Genomic DNA, 15,846 nt, shown 5'->3' with positions numbered 1-15,846 from the left:
TCGGCTGTAACGAGGGTGGCTGTCAGCAGGCACGGTCATACCTCCTTTTAAAACACGGGATTTGTCCCGGCCTGTTCACTCAAGGAGCCCACCATGGCACTGAGCGTTGAAGAAAAAGCCCAGATCGTTAACGACTACAAGCAAGCTGAAGGCGACACCGGTTCTCCTGAAGTGCAAGTTGCACTGTTGACCTTCAACATCAACAAGCTGCAAGGTCACTTCAAGGCCAACGGCAAGGACCACCACTCCCGCCGCGGTCTGATCCGTATGGTAAACCAGCGTCGTAAGCTGCTGGACTACCTGAAGGGTAAGGACACCACGCGTTACAGCACCCTGATCGGTCGTCTGGGTCTGCGTCGCTAAGACGCGCTAGAGTCCGAAGCGGGAAATGGAAGCTGGAAGTAGGAGATCGCTCTTGCTTCCAGCTTCTTTTTTTCCGTTTTCGATTCTTAAAGAGGTGTTCACGATGACCTGTGCAGAATGCTGCAAAGTAGGTCGTGATCATCAGCGGAATGCGTCGGGTCCGACTCCCGAGCTTTCCACCTATTTCCCCAAAGGCAACAAAGAGAAGGAATATCCGTGAATCCGGTAATCAAGAAATTCCAATTCGGTCAGTCGACCGTCACGCTGGAAACTGGCCGCGTCGCGCGTCAGGCTTCTGGTGCCGTGCTGGTCAGCGTCGATGACGACGTGACCGTCCTCGTTACCGTGGTCGGCGCCAAGTCCGCTGATCCAACCAAGGGCTTCTTCCCCCTCTCGGTCCACTACCAGGAAAAAACGTACGCAGCTGGCAAGATTCCAGGCGGTTTCTTTAAGCGCGAAGCGCGTCCTTCTGAGAAGGAAACCCTCACTTCTCGCCTGATCGACCGCCCGATCCGTCCGCTTTTCCCTGAAGGCTTCTTCAACGAAGTCCAGGTCATCTGCACCGTGGTTTCCACGAGCAAGAAAACCGATCCGGACGTTGCTGCCATGATCGGTACCTCCGCGGCACTGGCCATATCCGGCATCCCATTCGATGGCCCCATCGGCGCTGCGCGCGTTGGTTTCCACGAAAGCACCGGCTATCTGCTGAATCCGACGTACGAGCAGCTCAAGGCTTCGAGCCTGGACATGGTCGTTGCCGGTACCGAAGAAGCGGTGCTGATGGTCGAGTCGGAAGCGCAAGAGCTGACTGAAGATCAAATGCTGGGCGGCGTGTTGTTCGCTCACCAGGAGTTCCAGGCCGTCATCAGCGCGATCAAGGAATTCGCCGCAGAAGCCGGCAAGCCGACTTGGGACTGGGCGCCTGCCGCAGAAGACACTGCACTGCTGACCGCCATCAAGGGCGAGTTCGGCGCTGCGATCTCCGAGGCCTACACCATCACCATCAAGCAGGACCGCTACGCGCGTCTGGGCGAGTTGCGTGATCAGGTCGTCGCACGTTTCTCCGGTGATGAAGAAGGTCAGCCTTCGGCTGGCGCGGTCAAGGATGCGTTCGGCCTGCTGGAATACCGCACCGTTCGCGAGAACATCGTCAACGGTATGCCGCGTATCGATGGTCGTGACACCCGTACCGTTCGCCCGCTGAACATCGAAGTCGGCGTACTTGGCAAGACCCATGGCTCGGCACTGTTCACGCGTGGCGAAACGCAGGCGCTGGTCGTTGCCACCCTTGGTACGGCGCGTGATGCACAGCTGCTCGACACGCTCGAAGGCGAGAAGAAAGACCCCTTCATGCTGCACTACAACTTCCCTCCCTACTCGGTAGGCGAGTGCGGTCGTATGGGTGCTACGGGGCGCCGCGAAATCGGTCACGGCCGTCTGGCGCGTCGTGGCGTCGCCGCCATGCTGCCGAGCGCTGACGAATTCCCGTACACCATTCGTGTGGTTTCCGAGATCACCGAATCCAACGGCTCCAGCTCCATGGCATCTGTGTGCGGTGCTTCGCTGGCACTGATGGACGCGGGCGTGCCGATGAAGGCGCCGGTTGCCGGTATCGCCATGGGCCTGGTTAAGGAAGGCGAGAAATTTGCAGTCCTGACCGACATCCTCGGTGACGAAGACCACCTCGGCGACATGGACTTCAAGGTTGCCGGTACCGCGAAAGGCGTTACCGCTCTGCAGATGGACATCAAGATCCAGGGCATCACCGAAGAGATCATGGAAATCGCGCTGGGTCAGGCGCTGGAAGCGCGCCTGAACATCCTTGGCCAGATGAACCAGGTCATTGCGACGTCGCGTAGCGAACTGTCCGCCAATGCACCGACCATGATTTCGATGAAGATCGATCAAGACAAGATTCGTGACGTCATCGGTAAAGGTGGCGCGACCATTCGTTCGATCTGCGAAGAGACCAAAGCGTCCATCGACATCGAAGACGATGGTTCCATCAAGATCTTCGGCGAAACCAAAGAAGCAGCTGAAGCGGCCAAGCAGCGCGTGCTGGGCATCACAGCTGAGGCGGAAATCGGCAAGATTTACGTGGGCAAGGTTGAGCGTATTGTCGACTTCGGCGCCTTCGTGAACATTCTGCCGGGCAAAGATGGCTTGGTGCACATTTCTCAGATCAGCGATCAGCGGATCGAGAAAGTCACCGACGTGCTGAAGGAAGGCGAAGAAGTGAAGGTATTGGTACTGGACGTGGACAACCGCGGTCGCATCAAGCTTTCCATCAAGGACGTCGCTGCAGCGGAAAATTCGGGCGCCTAAGGCGTTTGGTAGAAAAAAAGGGCCTTCGGGCCCTTTTTTTGAGGCTAATTTGATGGCGTGCAGGATGCAACGCCGAGATAGGCGTTACGTGCAAACTGCAATAACCGTACTAAGAGAATTATTTTTAACTATCTGATTTTAAACACAATTTTATTGTGTTTGATGTTGGCATGTCGAATGCAACCATTACTCTCAAGCGTGTGCTAATAGCACGCGATCCTCAGAAGAAATGGAGTAATGAGTATGAAGACGCCCTTTGAAAAGTGGACTTTTGCCGCTGTTGCTGCCGCCGCCCTGAGCCTTTCCTTGGCCAATGCCGCTCATGCGGACAGCACGCGCGCAAACGGGGCTCAACCTATGGTTCTCGCTGCCAACACTGTCGACAACGCAGAAGAAGCGGTCTCCGATACCTGGATCACCGGCAAGGTGAAATCCGCCTTCCTGGCCGATGATTCCATCAGCGGTATGGACATCAAGGTTGAAACCAATAAGGGCGTCGTGTCCTTGTCGGGTGCAGTACCTTCCGATGCCGAACGTGACTTGGCTGTTGAGAAAGCAAAATCAATCAAAGGTGTTCGCGAGGTTTCCGCGGATGGCCTGAAGTCGACCGAGTAATCGGATCGTCTACCAGCGTTAAGAAAAAGCCGCTCGAATGAGCGGCTTTTTTGTACAGCTCAAAATATGTCTGGCGACTACATGGCACCCAGTTGCAACCGGGTATTCACTTGGCCGTTCTTTGCGTCGTCGTTACTTACATCAATAAGGTAAATACGATCGGCTGCAAGCCTCTGGCTTACCAGATATTCCTTGATCTGTTCAGCACGTTGCTGCGCAAGCAGGCGCCGTAATGGCTCGCTGTCTTGCCACGATGCGAGCACCTCGGAGCGCATGTTCCGCGTGCGTTCCTCGTCGGGCAACTCATTCCATGCCTCAGGTGGCTGCTGTTTGAGGCGCTGACGGTAGATGCCGGCCAGCAGCGCGGGTTTGTCCTCTTCGGGCACCTGCAGCGCTTCGGCTTTTGCCGGCACAGTGTCGCCACGACGCTGAAGGATTCGGAAGTAGACCTCCTGGTACTCCCGCTCCAGCCGCTCCTGCGCGAGCAGCGGGCCGTCGGCAGCAGGTGAACTCGTGCCTTCCACTTCGATCCTCAATGCCGGGCGCTCGGCCAGGGCGCGAGCCAAAAGGTCGAGCGCTGAGCGAGCGTTGTCATTCAGCTCGCTGGAGCCCGCCGCGAAGCCAACCACACTGAGATCCTGATCGCCAGCGCCGCTGACCAGCCCGGCCATGAACTTGAAGGGAGCTTGCGCCGCGCGCAGAACGAGGTTTCGCAGTGTCTGCCAGACCACGGGCATGACGTCGAACTGCGGGTTGTCCAAGTCGCCCTGTACCGGCAAGGCGATATCGATGCGACCGTTACTGTCCTTGAGCAGTGCGATCGCCAGGCGGATGGGCAGGTCGACTGCGTCGGGGCTTTCTACGCGCTCGCCAAGCTCCAGCTGATCGAGAGTGACGTGGTTGTCCGCGTTCAACCGGCTGTCGTCGATGCGGTAATGCAGATCGAGGTCAAGTCGCCCCTTGCGAATGCGATACCCCGCAAACTTGCTGGAGTAGGGCGTCAGCGTCGTGAGTTCCACTTGATTGAAGCTCGTCCTGATGTCGAGCTTTTGCATTGGATCGAACGGCGTCAGTTCGCCGGTGATGCTCACCGGCGCGTAACGATCGACGTTGCCTTTGATAGTGACGTTCGCGGGCGTTTTGCTCGCGTTATCCAATGTGCCGATGCTGCCGTTCAGGCTCTGCATCGCGGTCACGAATGGTGGCCGCAGAGAGAAATCGGCAAAGTTTGCTGAGCCATCGGCGATGTCCACCTTGCCGATATGGATGGCCAGCGGATCGCTGGTTTCCGTGCCGTCTTCCCCATCGGTGTTGCCGGCCTGAGGTACCAGCAGGTCACTGAAGTTTGTGGTGAGATTTTCGTTGATCACGAAGCGTGTATAGGGCTGCTCCAGCCCAACGCGCTCAATGGACAGGCGTTTGCCGTGCTCATAGGCAATATCTTCCAGGTCGAGCTTTTGCCACTTGACCAGGTCCCGTTCGTGATCTGTATCCACGGTATGCAGCTGGTCGATCGTGGCTCGACCGGTAACGTTCAGTGCCAGCGGCTCGATAGCGCTCAATTCGACGCTTGTAGCGCTCGACAAGCGCCCGGCTCGCAACTCCACGCGCGCATAGGGTGTGATGTAGGACTGCGCTACGCGCAGGTCGATATCCTTCGTTTCAACCTGGAGCTTCGCGGTCATCGGTTCGAGTTGGATATTCCCCGCTGCCGACAGTGACCCCTGCTCACCTATCGCGGTGTCCAGCTTGAGAGCGAAAGAAGCGTCGGGCGCTGTATCGAAGCCTTCGACGTCCACGTTCAGTGGGCCGAGCTCCAGTGCCACTTCGGGTTGCGGTACACGATCTGTAAGGTGGATACGGTAATCGCGCAGCTGTATTTGCTCAGCCTGAGCTCGCCAGGGCTGGGCTGGCTCGTCTGTTCCCGCAGGCTCGGTACTCGTCTCGGTCGGGGTGCTGTCGCCTGAGAACAGTGTTTGCCAATCAAGGCGACCATCCTCTTCACGCGCTGCCCAGGTTTCCAAGCCCTCGCTGTGCAGGCGTTTAAGGGCGACGCTGCGCTGGGTCAGATCCAGCTGGCCTTCGCCTATCTCCAGTTGCTTGATCCGGATCAGTGGCTTGCCGTCCGCGCGATCAACGGAGAGTGGAATGGGCGTGTTCAATGCGAATCGGTTGAGGATCAGTTGCGTCGTTTCCGCGAGATCGAGGGAGTAATGCGTGGATGCACTGAGCTGTCCCTGATTCAGAGTGAGTGGTACTGCGTCCTTGATGTACGGCCATATTGATGCGAGGTCGAAATCCGAAACCGACAATTGGCCGCTCGACCGAATCGGTACCGGCTCGAAGCTCCCAGTCCATTCCAATCGCCCGCCGCCTGGCTCCGAAGCGGTCAGCCTCATGTCAGTACTCTGTTCCGGTGACGTGTTGAGGTTCTGTAGTTCCAGGTCGATCGGGGTGTAGTTGAGGGTGACAGGATCGCTCGGGCGGGCGTCCGCGAACTTCAAATCACCGCGCTGGATAGACAGCTCGTCAACGATGAGAGGGAAAAGGCTATCGTTCTTCGGCTCTTCGCTCGCTTCGGAAGGTGGAACATCGAACAGCTGCGCCAGGTTCAGATTGCCGCTCTTGTCGAACCGAACATCCAGGACTGGCTGTTCGAGTTCGAGTCGTGAAAGGTGCACCGCGCCTTTCCAGATGCTATCGATTTCGAGATTGGTGTACAGGCGCTGAAAAGCGATCTGTTCGATGCCGGGTTCGCCAATCTTCAAGTCGAAAAGGGTGACTTCGAGGCTGAATGGATTAAATCTGACCCGTTCAAGGCTAGCCGGCACGGTGGCATAGGTCTCGAGCTGCCCGTTGATAACGTGGCGAGCGATCACTGGTACGAGAAAAAATCCTAAGACCGAATATCCGGCTAGAACGGCCAACGTGATGAGCGCGGTGCGCTTCGCTTTACGAGGCATCTGTAGCGGCTTCCGAGTGAAATGATGGCTTGGAGTGCGGAACGCCGCTTCGGTTCCTATGGTCCTTGCGTGGTCGTGCCCGCTTTCGGTGGCGTAAGCCCCAATCTCCGATGAGCCCGATGTGAAGAACCATTGCGGACAGCCCATCTCAGCAGCGGCGCAATGCAATTGACGCCGGTACGGACAAGCAGCTTCTCGCCCGGCAACTGTCGTAACTCCAATTGCTGTCTTGCCCAGTCGGGTAGCAAATCGACTCCCGCACGTGTCATCAACCGCCCAAAGGGTTTCACGATCGCACGAGGTGCAGGCGCGCCGAAGAGAACGCTCAATACCTCCCCGGTACGGTCGTCGAAGCGCAGCTCAGGCCTTATCGCTTCGATAAATGCAACCGCCTCGGCTTTTGAGTGCGGCACATTTTCCGCGCCCAGACGCTCGGCGATAGTCGCGGTCTCGGCAAAATAGGTGTCCTGATCCTGCAGTGAAAGATGAGGGTTGAGATAGCGCAGATGCGCCTGGAGGAAATTCCATACCTCGGCGATGTGAACCCACGTCAGAAGATGGGGATCATTGGCAGAGTAGGGAACGCCGTAGGCGGTGACGCCTGAAACCTGGTCGTGAATCGCTTTGACACGCGCGATGAGGCCTTCCGCGTCCTGGCGAGGACCGAATGTCGTACCTGCGATGAACTGCCCGGTGCGACGCAGGCGTCCCAGCATGTCTTCACGAAAATTGGAGTGATCCCATACGCCGGCCAGCGCTGCCGGGTGAAGCATTTGCAGCATCAGCGCGGAGATTCCGCCAACCATCATCGATGTGAAGTCACCATGAACCCGCCAGCACACGGCCTGCGGGCCGAATAGCCCGGGGTCACCCTTTGGGGCTTCGAAGTCGACGCCTTTCAACGACAAGCCTGTTAGGCCTATTACTTCGCGCTCGATGCGCTGACGTGCCCACTCCATAAATCCTGTCTTCCAAAAAACAGCCGGCGTGTGCCGGCTGATGATGCGTCGAAATGCAGCGAGCTTAGCGGTTTTGCCGCTCCGCGATCAGATTTTCCACCACACTCGGATCGGCCAGTGTCGACGTATCGCCCAGGCTGTCGATCTCGTTGCAGGCGATCTTGCGCAGGATGCGGCGCATGATCTTGCCGGAACGCGTCTTGGGAAGTCCTGGTGCCCACTGCAGGTAGTCGGGCCGGGCGAACGAGCCGATTTCCTGGCTGACCATGCGATTGAGCTCCTGGCGCAATTCCTCGCTTGGCTCCTGACCGTGCATGAGCGTGACGAAGGCGTAGACGCATTGACCCTTCACGTCATGCGGGCAACCTACGACCGCGGCTTCAGCGACGATATCGTGCAAGGCCAACGCGCTTTCCACTTCGGCAGTGCCGATGCGGTGGCCGGAAACATTGATGACGTCGTCCACGCGGCCGGTGATCCAGTAGTAACCGTCTTCGTCACGGCGCGCGCCGTCGCCCGTGAAGTAATAGCCCGGATAGGCAGTGAAATAGGTTTCCACCATGCGCTTGTGGTCGCCGTAAACGCTGCGGATCTGGCTTGGCCAACTGGCCTTGATCGCCAGTACGCCGGCGCCTGGCCCGGTGATTTCCTTACCTTTTTCATCCAGCAGCACGGGCTGGATACCAAAGAAGGGCCGGGAGGCCGAGCCGGGTTTGAGTGCGGTGGCGCCTGGAAGCGGAGTGATGAGGATGCTGCCCGTTTCGGTCTGCCACCACGTGTCGACCACGGGGCAACGGCTATCGCCGACGACCCGGTAGTACCATTCCCAGGCTTCCGGGTTGATCGGTTCGCCGACGGTTCCCAGCAGGCGAAGGCTTTGGCGTGACGACGTTTTGACCGGCTCGTCACCCTCGCGCATGAGCGCTCTCAACGCCGTGGGTGCCGTGTAGAAGATGTTGACCTGATGCTTGTCGATCACTTGCCAGAAGCGGGAAGCATCGGGATAGCTGGGAACGCCTTCGAACATCAGGGTCGTGGCACCATTCGCGAGGGGGCCGTAGACGATGTAGCTATGGCCGGTCACCCAGCCGACATCGGCGGTGCACCAATAGACCTCACCGTCGTGATAGTCGAATACGTACTTGAAAGTCATCGCGGCGCCAAGCAAGTAGCCACCCGTGGTGTGTAGCACGCCCTTGGGTTTGCCGGTGCTGCCCGAAGTGTAAAGAATGAACAGTGGATCCTCGGCCGCCATGGGCTCGGCGGCGCAATCGGGCGATGCTTGCCGGGTAGCGTCGCCGTAGCGCAAATCGCGCCCTTCTACCCAATTGACGTCAGCACCAGTGCGTTCAACCACGATGACCGTGGAAACGCCCGGGCAGCTGTCCAGCGCGTTGTCCACATTCTGTTTGAGCGGTATGTGTTTGCCGCCGCGGATGCCTTCGTCTGCGGTGATCACGGTGTGGCAGTCGGCGTCTTGAATACGGTCGCGCAGGGCATCGGGTGAAAAACCGCCGAAGACAACGGAGTGAACTGCGCCAATCCTCGCGCAGGCCAGCATGGCGTAGGCCGCCTCCGGAATCATAGGCATGTAGATGCAGACTCGATCGCCCTTCGCCACGCCGCGGGACTTCAACACATTCGCCAGCCGGCAAACGTGCTCGTGTAATTGGCGATAGGTGATTCTCTGGGTGTCGTCAGGGTTATCACCTTCCCAGATGATGGCCACCTGATCGCCACGGGTCGCCAAGTGGCGATCGATGCAATTCGCCGAGACGTTGAGCAAGCCTCCCTCGAACCACTTAGCCTCGCCGCGCTTCAGATCGCTGCTGTGCACTTGGTCCCATGGCTTCGACCATTCGAGAAACTGCTTGGCCTGTTCGGCCCAGAACTGGTCGGGCTGTTCGATCGATTGACGATAGAGGCGTTGATAGCCGTCGTCATCCAAGTGGGCGTGCGTGCGCACGGCATCAGGAACGGGATAGGTGTCGGTCATGGCGGACTCCTTGTTGTTGTGGATAGGTTCGCCGGCGTTGTGGAATAGCGTTACTGGCGAAGGAGCGTTACCGGGTTAGGCCTGATTTTCGGTTGCGGGTTCGGCGGAAGAGGTGCGATGGCTCACCTAATGTCTCGAGTCCACATTCGCTTTCGCGGCCAAGGCCGCTCCTACAGAAAGACGGTATGCAACGTCATTGCGGCATCGTATCTGCGTCGGGACGACCGCCCGGCGATCTGTGTTAGCGGTGAAGACGACTGAAGTCGCCCCTACAGGCAGCGGATGCTGGTTCCGGAACCACGAGGCGGCACGCTTTAGTGTAGGAGCGGCCTTGGCCGCGAAAGCGGTATTAGATGCGGTATCGGTAGTGCGTCTTGCCTGCTAGAGCGGATTGCGACCAAAGCGTTCAGTAGCACATAGGTGAAGCCGTTGCGGCATGCCGAGGAGAGGTAACGCACCGCGCCGGGTCGGCGCGGTGCGAAGGGGATCAACCGCGATGACGGCTGCGGAAGTAGTCGATGAGACCTTGCGTAGAGGCGTCGTCTGCGGGCAGTTGATCATGGCCGGTCATCTGCTGGTAGACGGTTTTACCCAGTTCCTTGCCCAGCTCGACGCCCCACTGATCGAACGCGTTGATACCCCAAATGACGCTCTGTACGAACACCTTGTGTTCGTACAACGCCACGAGTGCGCCGAGGCGGCGTGGATCGATACGTTCGACCACCAGGGTGTTGCTCGGACGGTTGCCTGGGATGACCTTGTGGGCCGCCAGCCGCTGTACCTCGTCCTCGCTCATACCTTTGGCGCGCAGCTCGGCTTCGGCCTCTTCGCGCGTCTTGCCGAGCATCATTGCCTGGCTTTGGGACAGACAGTTGGCGTACAGCCACTGATGATGGTCCGCCACCGGGTTGTAGCTCGTGACGGGGACGATGAAGTCCGAAGGAATCATCAGTGAGCCTTGGTGCAACAGCTGGTGATAGGCGTGCTGGCCGTTACAGCCGACGCCACCCCAGATAACCGGGCCGGTAGCGGTCGAGACGGGGGTACCGTCTTGGCGCACCGATTTGCCGTTGGATTCCATGTCCAGTTGCTGCAGGTGCTTCACGAAGTTGCGGAGGTAGTGGTCGTACGGCAGGAATGCGTGCGTTTGCGCGCCCCAGAAGTTCGCATACCAGACACCCAGCATCGCCAGCAGGACCGGCATGTTTTCTTCGAAGGGCGCGTTGCGGAAGTGTTGGTCCATGGCGTAACCGCCGGACAGCAGCTCCTTGAAGTTGGACATGCCGATGGCCAGCGCGGTGGGCAGACCGATTGCCGACCACAGCGAGTAACGACCGCCAACCCAGTCCCACATTGGGAACACATTCTTCTCACGAATGCCGAATTCGACGGCGGCTTTGATATTGCTGGTTACCGCAATGAAGTGGCGGTAAAGCTTCTCTTCGGTACCACCGCGGGCCAGGTACCAGGCGCGTGCGGCCTGGGCATTCTTCAACGTTTCGAGGGTGCCGAACGTCTTGCTGGAAATGATGAACAGCGTCGTTTCGACGTTCAGTTTGGCGGTGACTTCACGGAATTCACTGCCATCGATGTTCGCCAGATAGTGACAGCGCACACCGTTCTGCGTGAAGGGGAGCAACGCTTCGGAGACCAGCTGCGGACCCAGGAAGGAACCGCCAATGCCAATGTTCACGACATCGGTGATGGTCTTGTCGTTGTAACCGCGCCATTGATTGGTGTGGATACGCCCAACGATATCTGTCATCTGGCCGATCACCCGATGAACCTCGGGCATGATGTCCTGGCCGTTGACGGGCAAGCGGTCACCCAGCGGACGGCGCAGTGCGGTGTGCAGCGCAGGGCGATGTTCGGAGGAATTGACGAACTCGCCTTCGAGCAACGCATGGATCGCTTGTTCCAGCCCACTTTCGCGCGCCAGGCTGTAGAGCAGCGACAACGTCTGGTCGTTGATCAGGTTCTTGGAGTAGTCGAGAAACAGGCCGGACGTAGTGAACGAATACTTGTCGAAACGCTTTTCATCCGTTGCGAACGCTTCGCGCATGCTGAAGCGCTGCATCTCCAGTCGGTGTTCGGAGAGGGCCTTCCAGGAGGGAAGGGTAGTGACATCGATCGGGTTCTGATAGTACGCCATGGCGGGTCGGCTTCCTTTCTTTAACTGTCTGTATGCCCTTGGCTCGTCCTGAATGGATGCCGCGTGGCCGTGCGAAGGCGTGGCCAGGCACAGTCGCGAGTATTCGAGCCCAAAAAGATCAAGCGGTTCCGACGACGAGCGTCATTCATTTCGCATCGTTTGCCTATCGGACATCGCGTGAACGTCCATGCGCGGGGCGGTACATCCAATGCCTGCCGCCGCGCGTGAAGAAGGCTATCAGTTCACATCGAATGCCAGGTTATCGATCAAGCGCGTTTGGCCAAGGTAGGCCGCCACGAGAAGAATCAGGTGGCGATCGTCTGCGGTGGCGGGTTTCAACGTGGCCGGCTCACGAAGTTCCAGATAATCCACCTTGAAGCCTGCCTCTTCCAGTGCGGCCGACTCGCGACCGAGCTGATCTGCGTAGTCCCGCGCGCCAGCTTGTATCGCATCCGCAAGCCTGCGCAGGTGGCGGTAGAGCTCCGGCGCCTTAGCGCGCTGTTCGGCGCCGAGGTAGCCGTTGCGCGACGACAAGGCCAGCGCGTCCTCCGCGCGAACGGTTGGCAGGCCTTCGATATCGATAGGAAGGTTGAGGTCGGCCACCATCTTGCGAATGACGGCCAACTGTTGGAAATCCTTTTCGCCAAACACGGCGACGTCGGGCTGGACCATGTTGAACAGCTTGCTGACAACGGTAGCCACCCCTTCGAAGTGGCCAGGCCGGCTGGCGCCACAAAGGCCTTCCGACACGCCGGGAACCGTCACGCGCGTCTGGCCGTCCATGCCGTGCGGATACATCTCACGGACGCTAGGTAGGAACAGTACATCGCATGCCGCTGCTGTGAGTTTCTCGCGGTCCTCGGTGAGCGTACGCGGGTATTTGTCCAAGTCTTCGGTCGGAGCGAACTGCATCGGATTGACGAAGATGCTGGCGACCACAAAGTCGCTCAATTCGTGCGCCCGGTGCACGAGGGCGATATGGCCGGCGTGAAGATTGCCCATGGTTGGAACGAAGCCGATACGTTGCCCGGCCTGCCGTGCACGCGCGACATGGTTGCGCAGCTCACCCACCGTTTCGACGAGGATCATGCGGAGAATCCATGCTCAGGCGCAGGGAATTCCCTGTTCTTCACGGCTTTGACATAGGCACGCAATGCTGCCTGGATGTTTCCCTCGCCTTGCATGAAGTTGCGAACGAACTTCGCAGTCCGGCCTGATAGCGACAAACCGAGCATGTCGTGGATCACGAGCACCTGGCCATCGGTATCGGGGCCAGCGCCTATGCCGATCACGGGCACCGAGACGGCCTGGGTAATCCGCGCGGCCAATTCGCTGGGTACGCATTCGAGCACCAGCATCGCCGCGCCTGCTTCGGCCACGGCCACACAATCTTCCAATAGCTGACGGGCCTGCTCATCGCCACGGCCCTGTACCTTGTAACCGCCTAGTACGTTCACGGCCTGCGGGGTCAGCCCCAAGTGAGCGCAAACCGGCGCACCGCGCTCCGCCAATTGCCGGATGGATTCGGCGAGCCAGGCGGCGCCCTCGATCTTGACCAGATGTGCACCGGCCCGCATCAGCTGGGCGGCGCTTGTGAACGTCTGTTCGAGGGTGGCGTATGCCATGAAGGGAAGGTCGGCAACAATCAGTGCACCAGGAGCGCCGCGTTTGACGCAAGCCGTGTGGTAGGCGATATCGCTCACGGTCACTGGCAAGGTGCTGTCATGTCCCTGTAGGACCATGCCCAGGGAGTCTCCGATGAGGAGCACATCGATGCCGGCCTCTTCGCAGGCATGGGCCAGGGTTGCGTCATAACACGTGAGCATGGCGATCTTCTCGCCCTTGTCCTTGAGCTTCTGCAGCGTGGTCAGGGTCTTGGCAGGCATTTCGGTCCTCGCTACAGGTGCATAGCGGTTGCGCGTCTAGATAGATATCAGACGTTCGGCGATCCGTTATGACCTGGTCATGCCGATTTTGGCATCGGCTCTTGTAAAGGGAGGCCTATAGTCCTGATCGTCAGTAACGAAGTCAATTCGTAGCGTTACGAGGGTGTTACCGCGTTACCAAGGGCGCCGGCGCCAGGACTTCGAGGCTTTCGCGAGGGCAGCTCGCCAAGAGTTCTTGCAAGGAACGGCCGTCAGGCAATATCAGGTGTGGGGCGATCTCGGCCAAAGGGTAAAGAACGAACGCGCGCGCATGCATATGATAGTGCGGCACCTTGAGGCGCGGATGCTCGATCGCGGTATCGCCGACGAGCAGAATGTCGAGGTCAAGCGTGCGCGGTCCCCATCGTTCAGCCTTGCGGACCCGGCCCTGTTCCTGCTCGATCTGCTGGAGCCTGTCGAGCAGATCGAGCGGCTCGAGCGTTGTGTCCAGCGCGGCGACAGCATTGACGTACCGCGGCTGGTCGGCGGGGCCGAGGGGATCGCTGCTGTAAAGCGAGGACACCAGGGTGAGCGTGGTCTGCGGTAACGCGGCGAGCGCGGCCAGCGCCTCGCGCAGTTGTGCGGCCGGGTCTTGCAGGTTGCTCCCCAGGCCGATGAACACCGTCGTACTCATTCGCCGCTCGGCCGGTCCGTACGCGGCCCGCGTCGGCGTCCACCCCGACGCTTCTTCTTAACAGGCGCTGCGCTGTCGTTATTGCTCAATTGACGGATCATGCCGCGCCGTTCGGTATCGCTGGCGTCCTGGTAGCGTGTCCACCAATCGCCAAGACCGTTGGTGCGTTCTCCCGCTTGTTCACGCAGCAACAGGAAGTCGTAGCCGGCGCGAAAGCGCGGATTCTCCAGCAGCATATCGGCGCGCTTGCCGTGCCGGCGGGGCAGTCGCTCCTGCATATCCCAGATTTCCCGTACGGGAATGGTGAAACGCTTGGGGACGGCGGTGCGCCGGCACTGCTCGACGATCAATTCATGCGCAGCTTCCTGCAATGCGGGCAGCGGCGGCATGCCGCGATCCTGCAGTTGCAAGGCACGCCCAGGCAGCGCAGGCCAGAGCAGGGCGGCAAATAGGAACGCGGGCGTTACCGGTTTGCCGAGCCGGATCCGCTCATCCGTGTTGGCCAGCGCGTGGCGCACGAGTGCATCGGTGTAGTCGGGGTTTTGCTCCATCGCACGGGCGGTGACCGGGAAGAGCGGCTCGAACAGCTCGTATTCCAGCAACAGTTCGTAGGTGCGCTCGGCGTTGCCGCCAAGCATCAGCTTGAGCACTTCGTCGAAAAGGCGCGGTGACGGGATGTCTTCCAGCAGGGGCGCCAGTTCGGCGATCGGCTCGGCGGTATGCCGTTCGATTTCGAAGTCGAGCTTGGCGGCGAAACGTACCGCTCGTAGCATCCGAACGGGATCTTCCTGGTAACGTCGCTCTGGCATGCCGATCAGCCGGATCAGGCGATTACGAATGTCTGGCATGCCATTCGCGTAATCGAGGATACGTTCGCTGCTCGGGTCAAAATACAGCGCGTTGATGGTGAAGTCGCGACGCTGCGCATCGTCTTCCAGCGTTCCGTAGATGTTGTCCCGCAAGATACGGCCGCTCTCGTGCTGAGAGGCGAGCGCGTTACCCTCGTCATCATCGCCTTGCGGATGATGGCTGCGGAAGGTGGCGACTTCGATGATCTCGCGGCCGAAGTGCACGTGCACGAGCTTGAAGCGGCGGCCGATCACGCGCGCATTACGAAACTCGGCACGTACCTGTTCAGGCGTGGCGTTGGTGGCGACATCGTAATCCTTGGGCGAGAGCCCCAACAGTAGATCGCGTACGCATCCACCGACGGCATAAGCGTCATAACCGGCTTTCTGCAAGCGCTCGACGACGCTGACCGCATGGCGGCTGATTTGCGCTCGCGTCAGTGCGTGCTGACTTTTATTCAGAACTTGGGGCGTGGTGCGAACGGCATTGGCCGGACGCCTTGGAAAACGGAGGGACTGGAACAGCTTTTTCAGCATTGGATTGGACTTGTGACCGGGAAATCGCCGTGGCCGATGGTAATGGCTTTAGGGGCGCGAAAGTCTCGGAATCTGTTCATGACTTGCGGCAGGTGGCCCCGTTTGCGTGGAAATAGCGAGGCTTGCCAGCGATCTTTCGAAATTCGTGTGCCGAATTCGATTGGAACCGTTCGATCGTGGCGTTGCGTGATCGCCCGGCAAGATCATGAGCATGTTCTAAGGTTGACCGGCGGATGATGAACGCGGTAGCGCTAGCTGTCAAAAGAACAAAGGGGAGCCGAAGCTCCCCTAGATGTTGAAAGTGTACGAATATCGTACTGCTGGCCTGTCGTTTTTGTTTTTCAGCCAGCGCTCCCGATTTGGGAGCGAGTAGCAAACGGATTGCTTTGATCGCCGTTTTTGCCATGACCTGTAGATCCAACCGAGCGCCGCTGCCTTCAAGGCAGTTTTGTTGTTCTTAACCGGTTGCAGGCGTGCCCGTGACAACGTTCTTCAAAAGAATCAGTTAGCTGCGTCTCTGCTTTTTATC

11 protein-coding genes are annotated in these 15,846 nt (G+C 59.1%); 3 read left to right on the top strand and 8 right to left on the bottom strand.

Going from position 1 to position 15,846, the window contains the following annotated elements:
* The first annotated feature begins 93 nt into the window (after positions 1-93).
* The 3 genes from rpsO (at position 94) to IEY47_RS13490 (ending at position 3,303) form a co-directional block, all read left to right on the top strand.
* A complete protein-coding gene (rpsO, locus tag IEY47_RS13500) occupies positions 94-363 on the top strand; it encodes a 30S ribosomal protein S15 (RefSeq protein ID WP_188983783.1) in 270 nt (89 codons plus the stop codon).
* 216 nt (positions 364-579) lie between these two features.
* Positions 580-2,688, top strand: coding sequence for a polyribonucleotide nucleotidyltransferase (pnp, locus tag IEY47_RS13495; protein WP_188983782.1), 2,109 nt, complete (start codon positions 580-582; stop codon positions 2,686-2,688).
* Between the two features lie 243 nt (positions 2,689-2,931).
* Positions 2,932-3,303, top strand: coding sequence for a BON domain-containing protein (locus IEY47_RS13490; RefSeq protein ID WP_188984019.1), 372 nt, complete (start codon positions 2,932-2,934; stop codon positions 3,301-3,303).
* Between the two features lie 77 nt (positions 3,304-3,380).
* Here the strand turns inward: IEY47_RS13490 and IEY47_RS13485 are convergent, their stop codons facing one another.
* From IEY47_RS13485 to IEY47_RS13450, 8 genes are all read right to left on the bottom strand, one after another.
* Positions 3,381-6,266, bottom strand: a complete 2,886-nt coding sequence (locus IEY47_RS13485; protein ID WP_188983781.1) for a DUF748 domain-containing protein — start codon at positions 6,264-6,266, stop codon at positions 3,381-3,383.
* 56 nt (positions 6,267-6,322) lie between these two features.
* Positions 6,323-7,225: an oxygenase MpaB family protein gene (locus IEY47_RS13480; protein ID WP_188983780.1), complete on the bottom strand. Its 903-nt coding sequence runs from the start codon at positions 7,223-7,225 to the stop codon at positions 6,323-6,325.
* A gap of 64 nt (positions 7,226-7,289) precedes the next feature.
* Positions 7,290-9,221: an acetate--CoA ligase gene (acs, locus tag IEY47_RS13475; RefSeq protein WP_188983779.1), complete on the bottom strand. Its 1,932-nt coding sequence runs from the start codon at positions 9,219-9,221 to the stop codon at positions 7,290-7,292.
* 487 nt (positions 9,222-9,708) lie between these two features.
* Positions 9,709-11,373 (bottom strand): glucose-6-phosphate isomerase, encoded by a 1,665-nt coding sequence (gene pgi, locus IEY47_RS13470; protein WP_188983778.1) that lies wholly within the window; start codon positions 11,371-11,373, stop codon positions 9,709-9,711.
* A gap of 237 nt (positions 11,374-11,610) precedes the next feature.
* A complete protein-coding gene (gene panC, locus IEY47_RS13465) occupies positions 11,611-12,462 on the bottom strand; it encodes a pantoate--beta-alanine ligase (RefSeq protein ID WP_188983777.1) in 852 nt (283 codons plus the stop codon).
* Positions 12,459-13,259 (bottom strand): 3-methyl-2-oxobutanoate hydroxymethyltransferase, encoded by an 801-nt coding sequence (panB, locus tag IEY47_RS13460; protein ID WP_188983776.1) that lies wholly within the window; start codon positions 13,257-13,259, stop codon positions 12,459-12,461. The genes panC and panB overlap by 4 nt, the downstream gene beginning before the upstream one ends.
* 166 nt (positions 13,260-13,425) lie before the next feature.
* Positions 13,426-13,932, bottom strand: coding sequence for a 2-amino-4-hydroxy-6-hydroxymethyldihydropteridine diphosphokinase (gene folK / locus IEY47_RS13455; RefSeq protein ID WP_188983775.1), 507 nt, complete (start codon positions 13,930-13,932; stop codon positions 13,426-13,428).
* Positions 13,929-15,317 (bottom strand): polynucleotide adenylyltransferase PcnB, encoded by a 1,389-nt coding sequence (locus IEY47_RS13450; RefSeq protein ID WP_188983774.1) that lies wholly within the window; start codon positions 15,315-15,317, stop codon positions 13,929-13,931. Before IEY47_RS13450 ends, folK begins: the two co-directional genes overlap by 4 nt.
* Positions 15,318-15,846: the final 529 nt, after the last annotated feature.

Origin of the sequence: Pseudomonas matsuisoli (assembly GCF_014647635.1) — a bacterium.
GTDB classification, from domain to species: Bacteria; Pseudomonadota; Gammaproteobacteria; order Pseudomonadales; family Pseudomonadaceae; genus Pseudomonas_P; species Pseudomonas_P matsuisoli.
This window is presented reverse-complemented; position numbering and strand designations above follow the sequence as displayed.

What these genes read in the sequence shown, in the direction of transcription:
- panC (WP_188983777.1), bottom strand. Translation starts at nt 12,462, where the DNA reads ATGATCCTCGTCGAAACGGTGGGTGAGCTGCGCAACCATGTCGCGCGT.
- panB (WP_188983776.1), bottom strand. Translation starts at nt 13,259, where the DNA reads ATGCCTGCCAAGACCCTGACCACGCTGCAGAAGCTCAAGGACAAGGGC.
- acs (WP_188983779.1), bottom strand. Translation starts at nt 9,221, where the DNA reads ATGACCGACACCTATCCCGTTCCTGATGCCGTGCGCACGCACGCCCAC.
- rpsO (WP_188983783.1), top strand. Translation starts at nt 94, where the DNA reads ATGGCACTGAGCGTTGAAGAAAAAGCCCAGATCGTTAACGACTACAAG.
- folK (WP_188983775.1), bottom strand. Translation starts at nt 13,932, where the DNA reads ATGAGTACGACGGTGTTCATCGGCCTGGGGAGCAACCTGCAAGACCCG.
- pgi (WP_188983778.1), bottom strand. Translation starts at nt 11,373, where the DNA reads ATGGCGTACTATCAGAACCCGATCGATGTCACTACCCTTCCCTCCTGG.
- IEY47_RS13450 (WP_188983774.1), bottom strand. Translation starts at nt 15,317, where the DNA reads ATGCTGAAAAAGCTGTTCCAGTCCCTCCGTTTTCCAAGGCGTCCGGCC.
- IEY47_RS13485 (WP_188983781.1), bottom strand. Translation starts at nt 6,266, where the DNA reads ATGCCTCGTAAAGCGAAGCGCACCGCGCTCATCACGTTGGCCGTTCTA.
- IEY47_RS13480 (WP_188983780.1), bottom strand. Translation starts at nt 7,225, where the DNA reads ATGGAGTGGGCACGTCAGCGCATCGAGCGCGAAGTAATAGGCCTAACA.
- IEY47_RS13490 (WP_188984019.1), top strand. Translation starts at nt 2,932, where the DNA reads ATGAAGACGCCCTTTGAAAAGTGGACTTTTGCCGCTGTTGCTGCCGCC.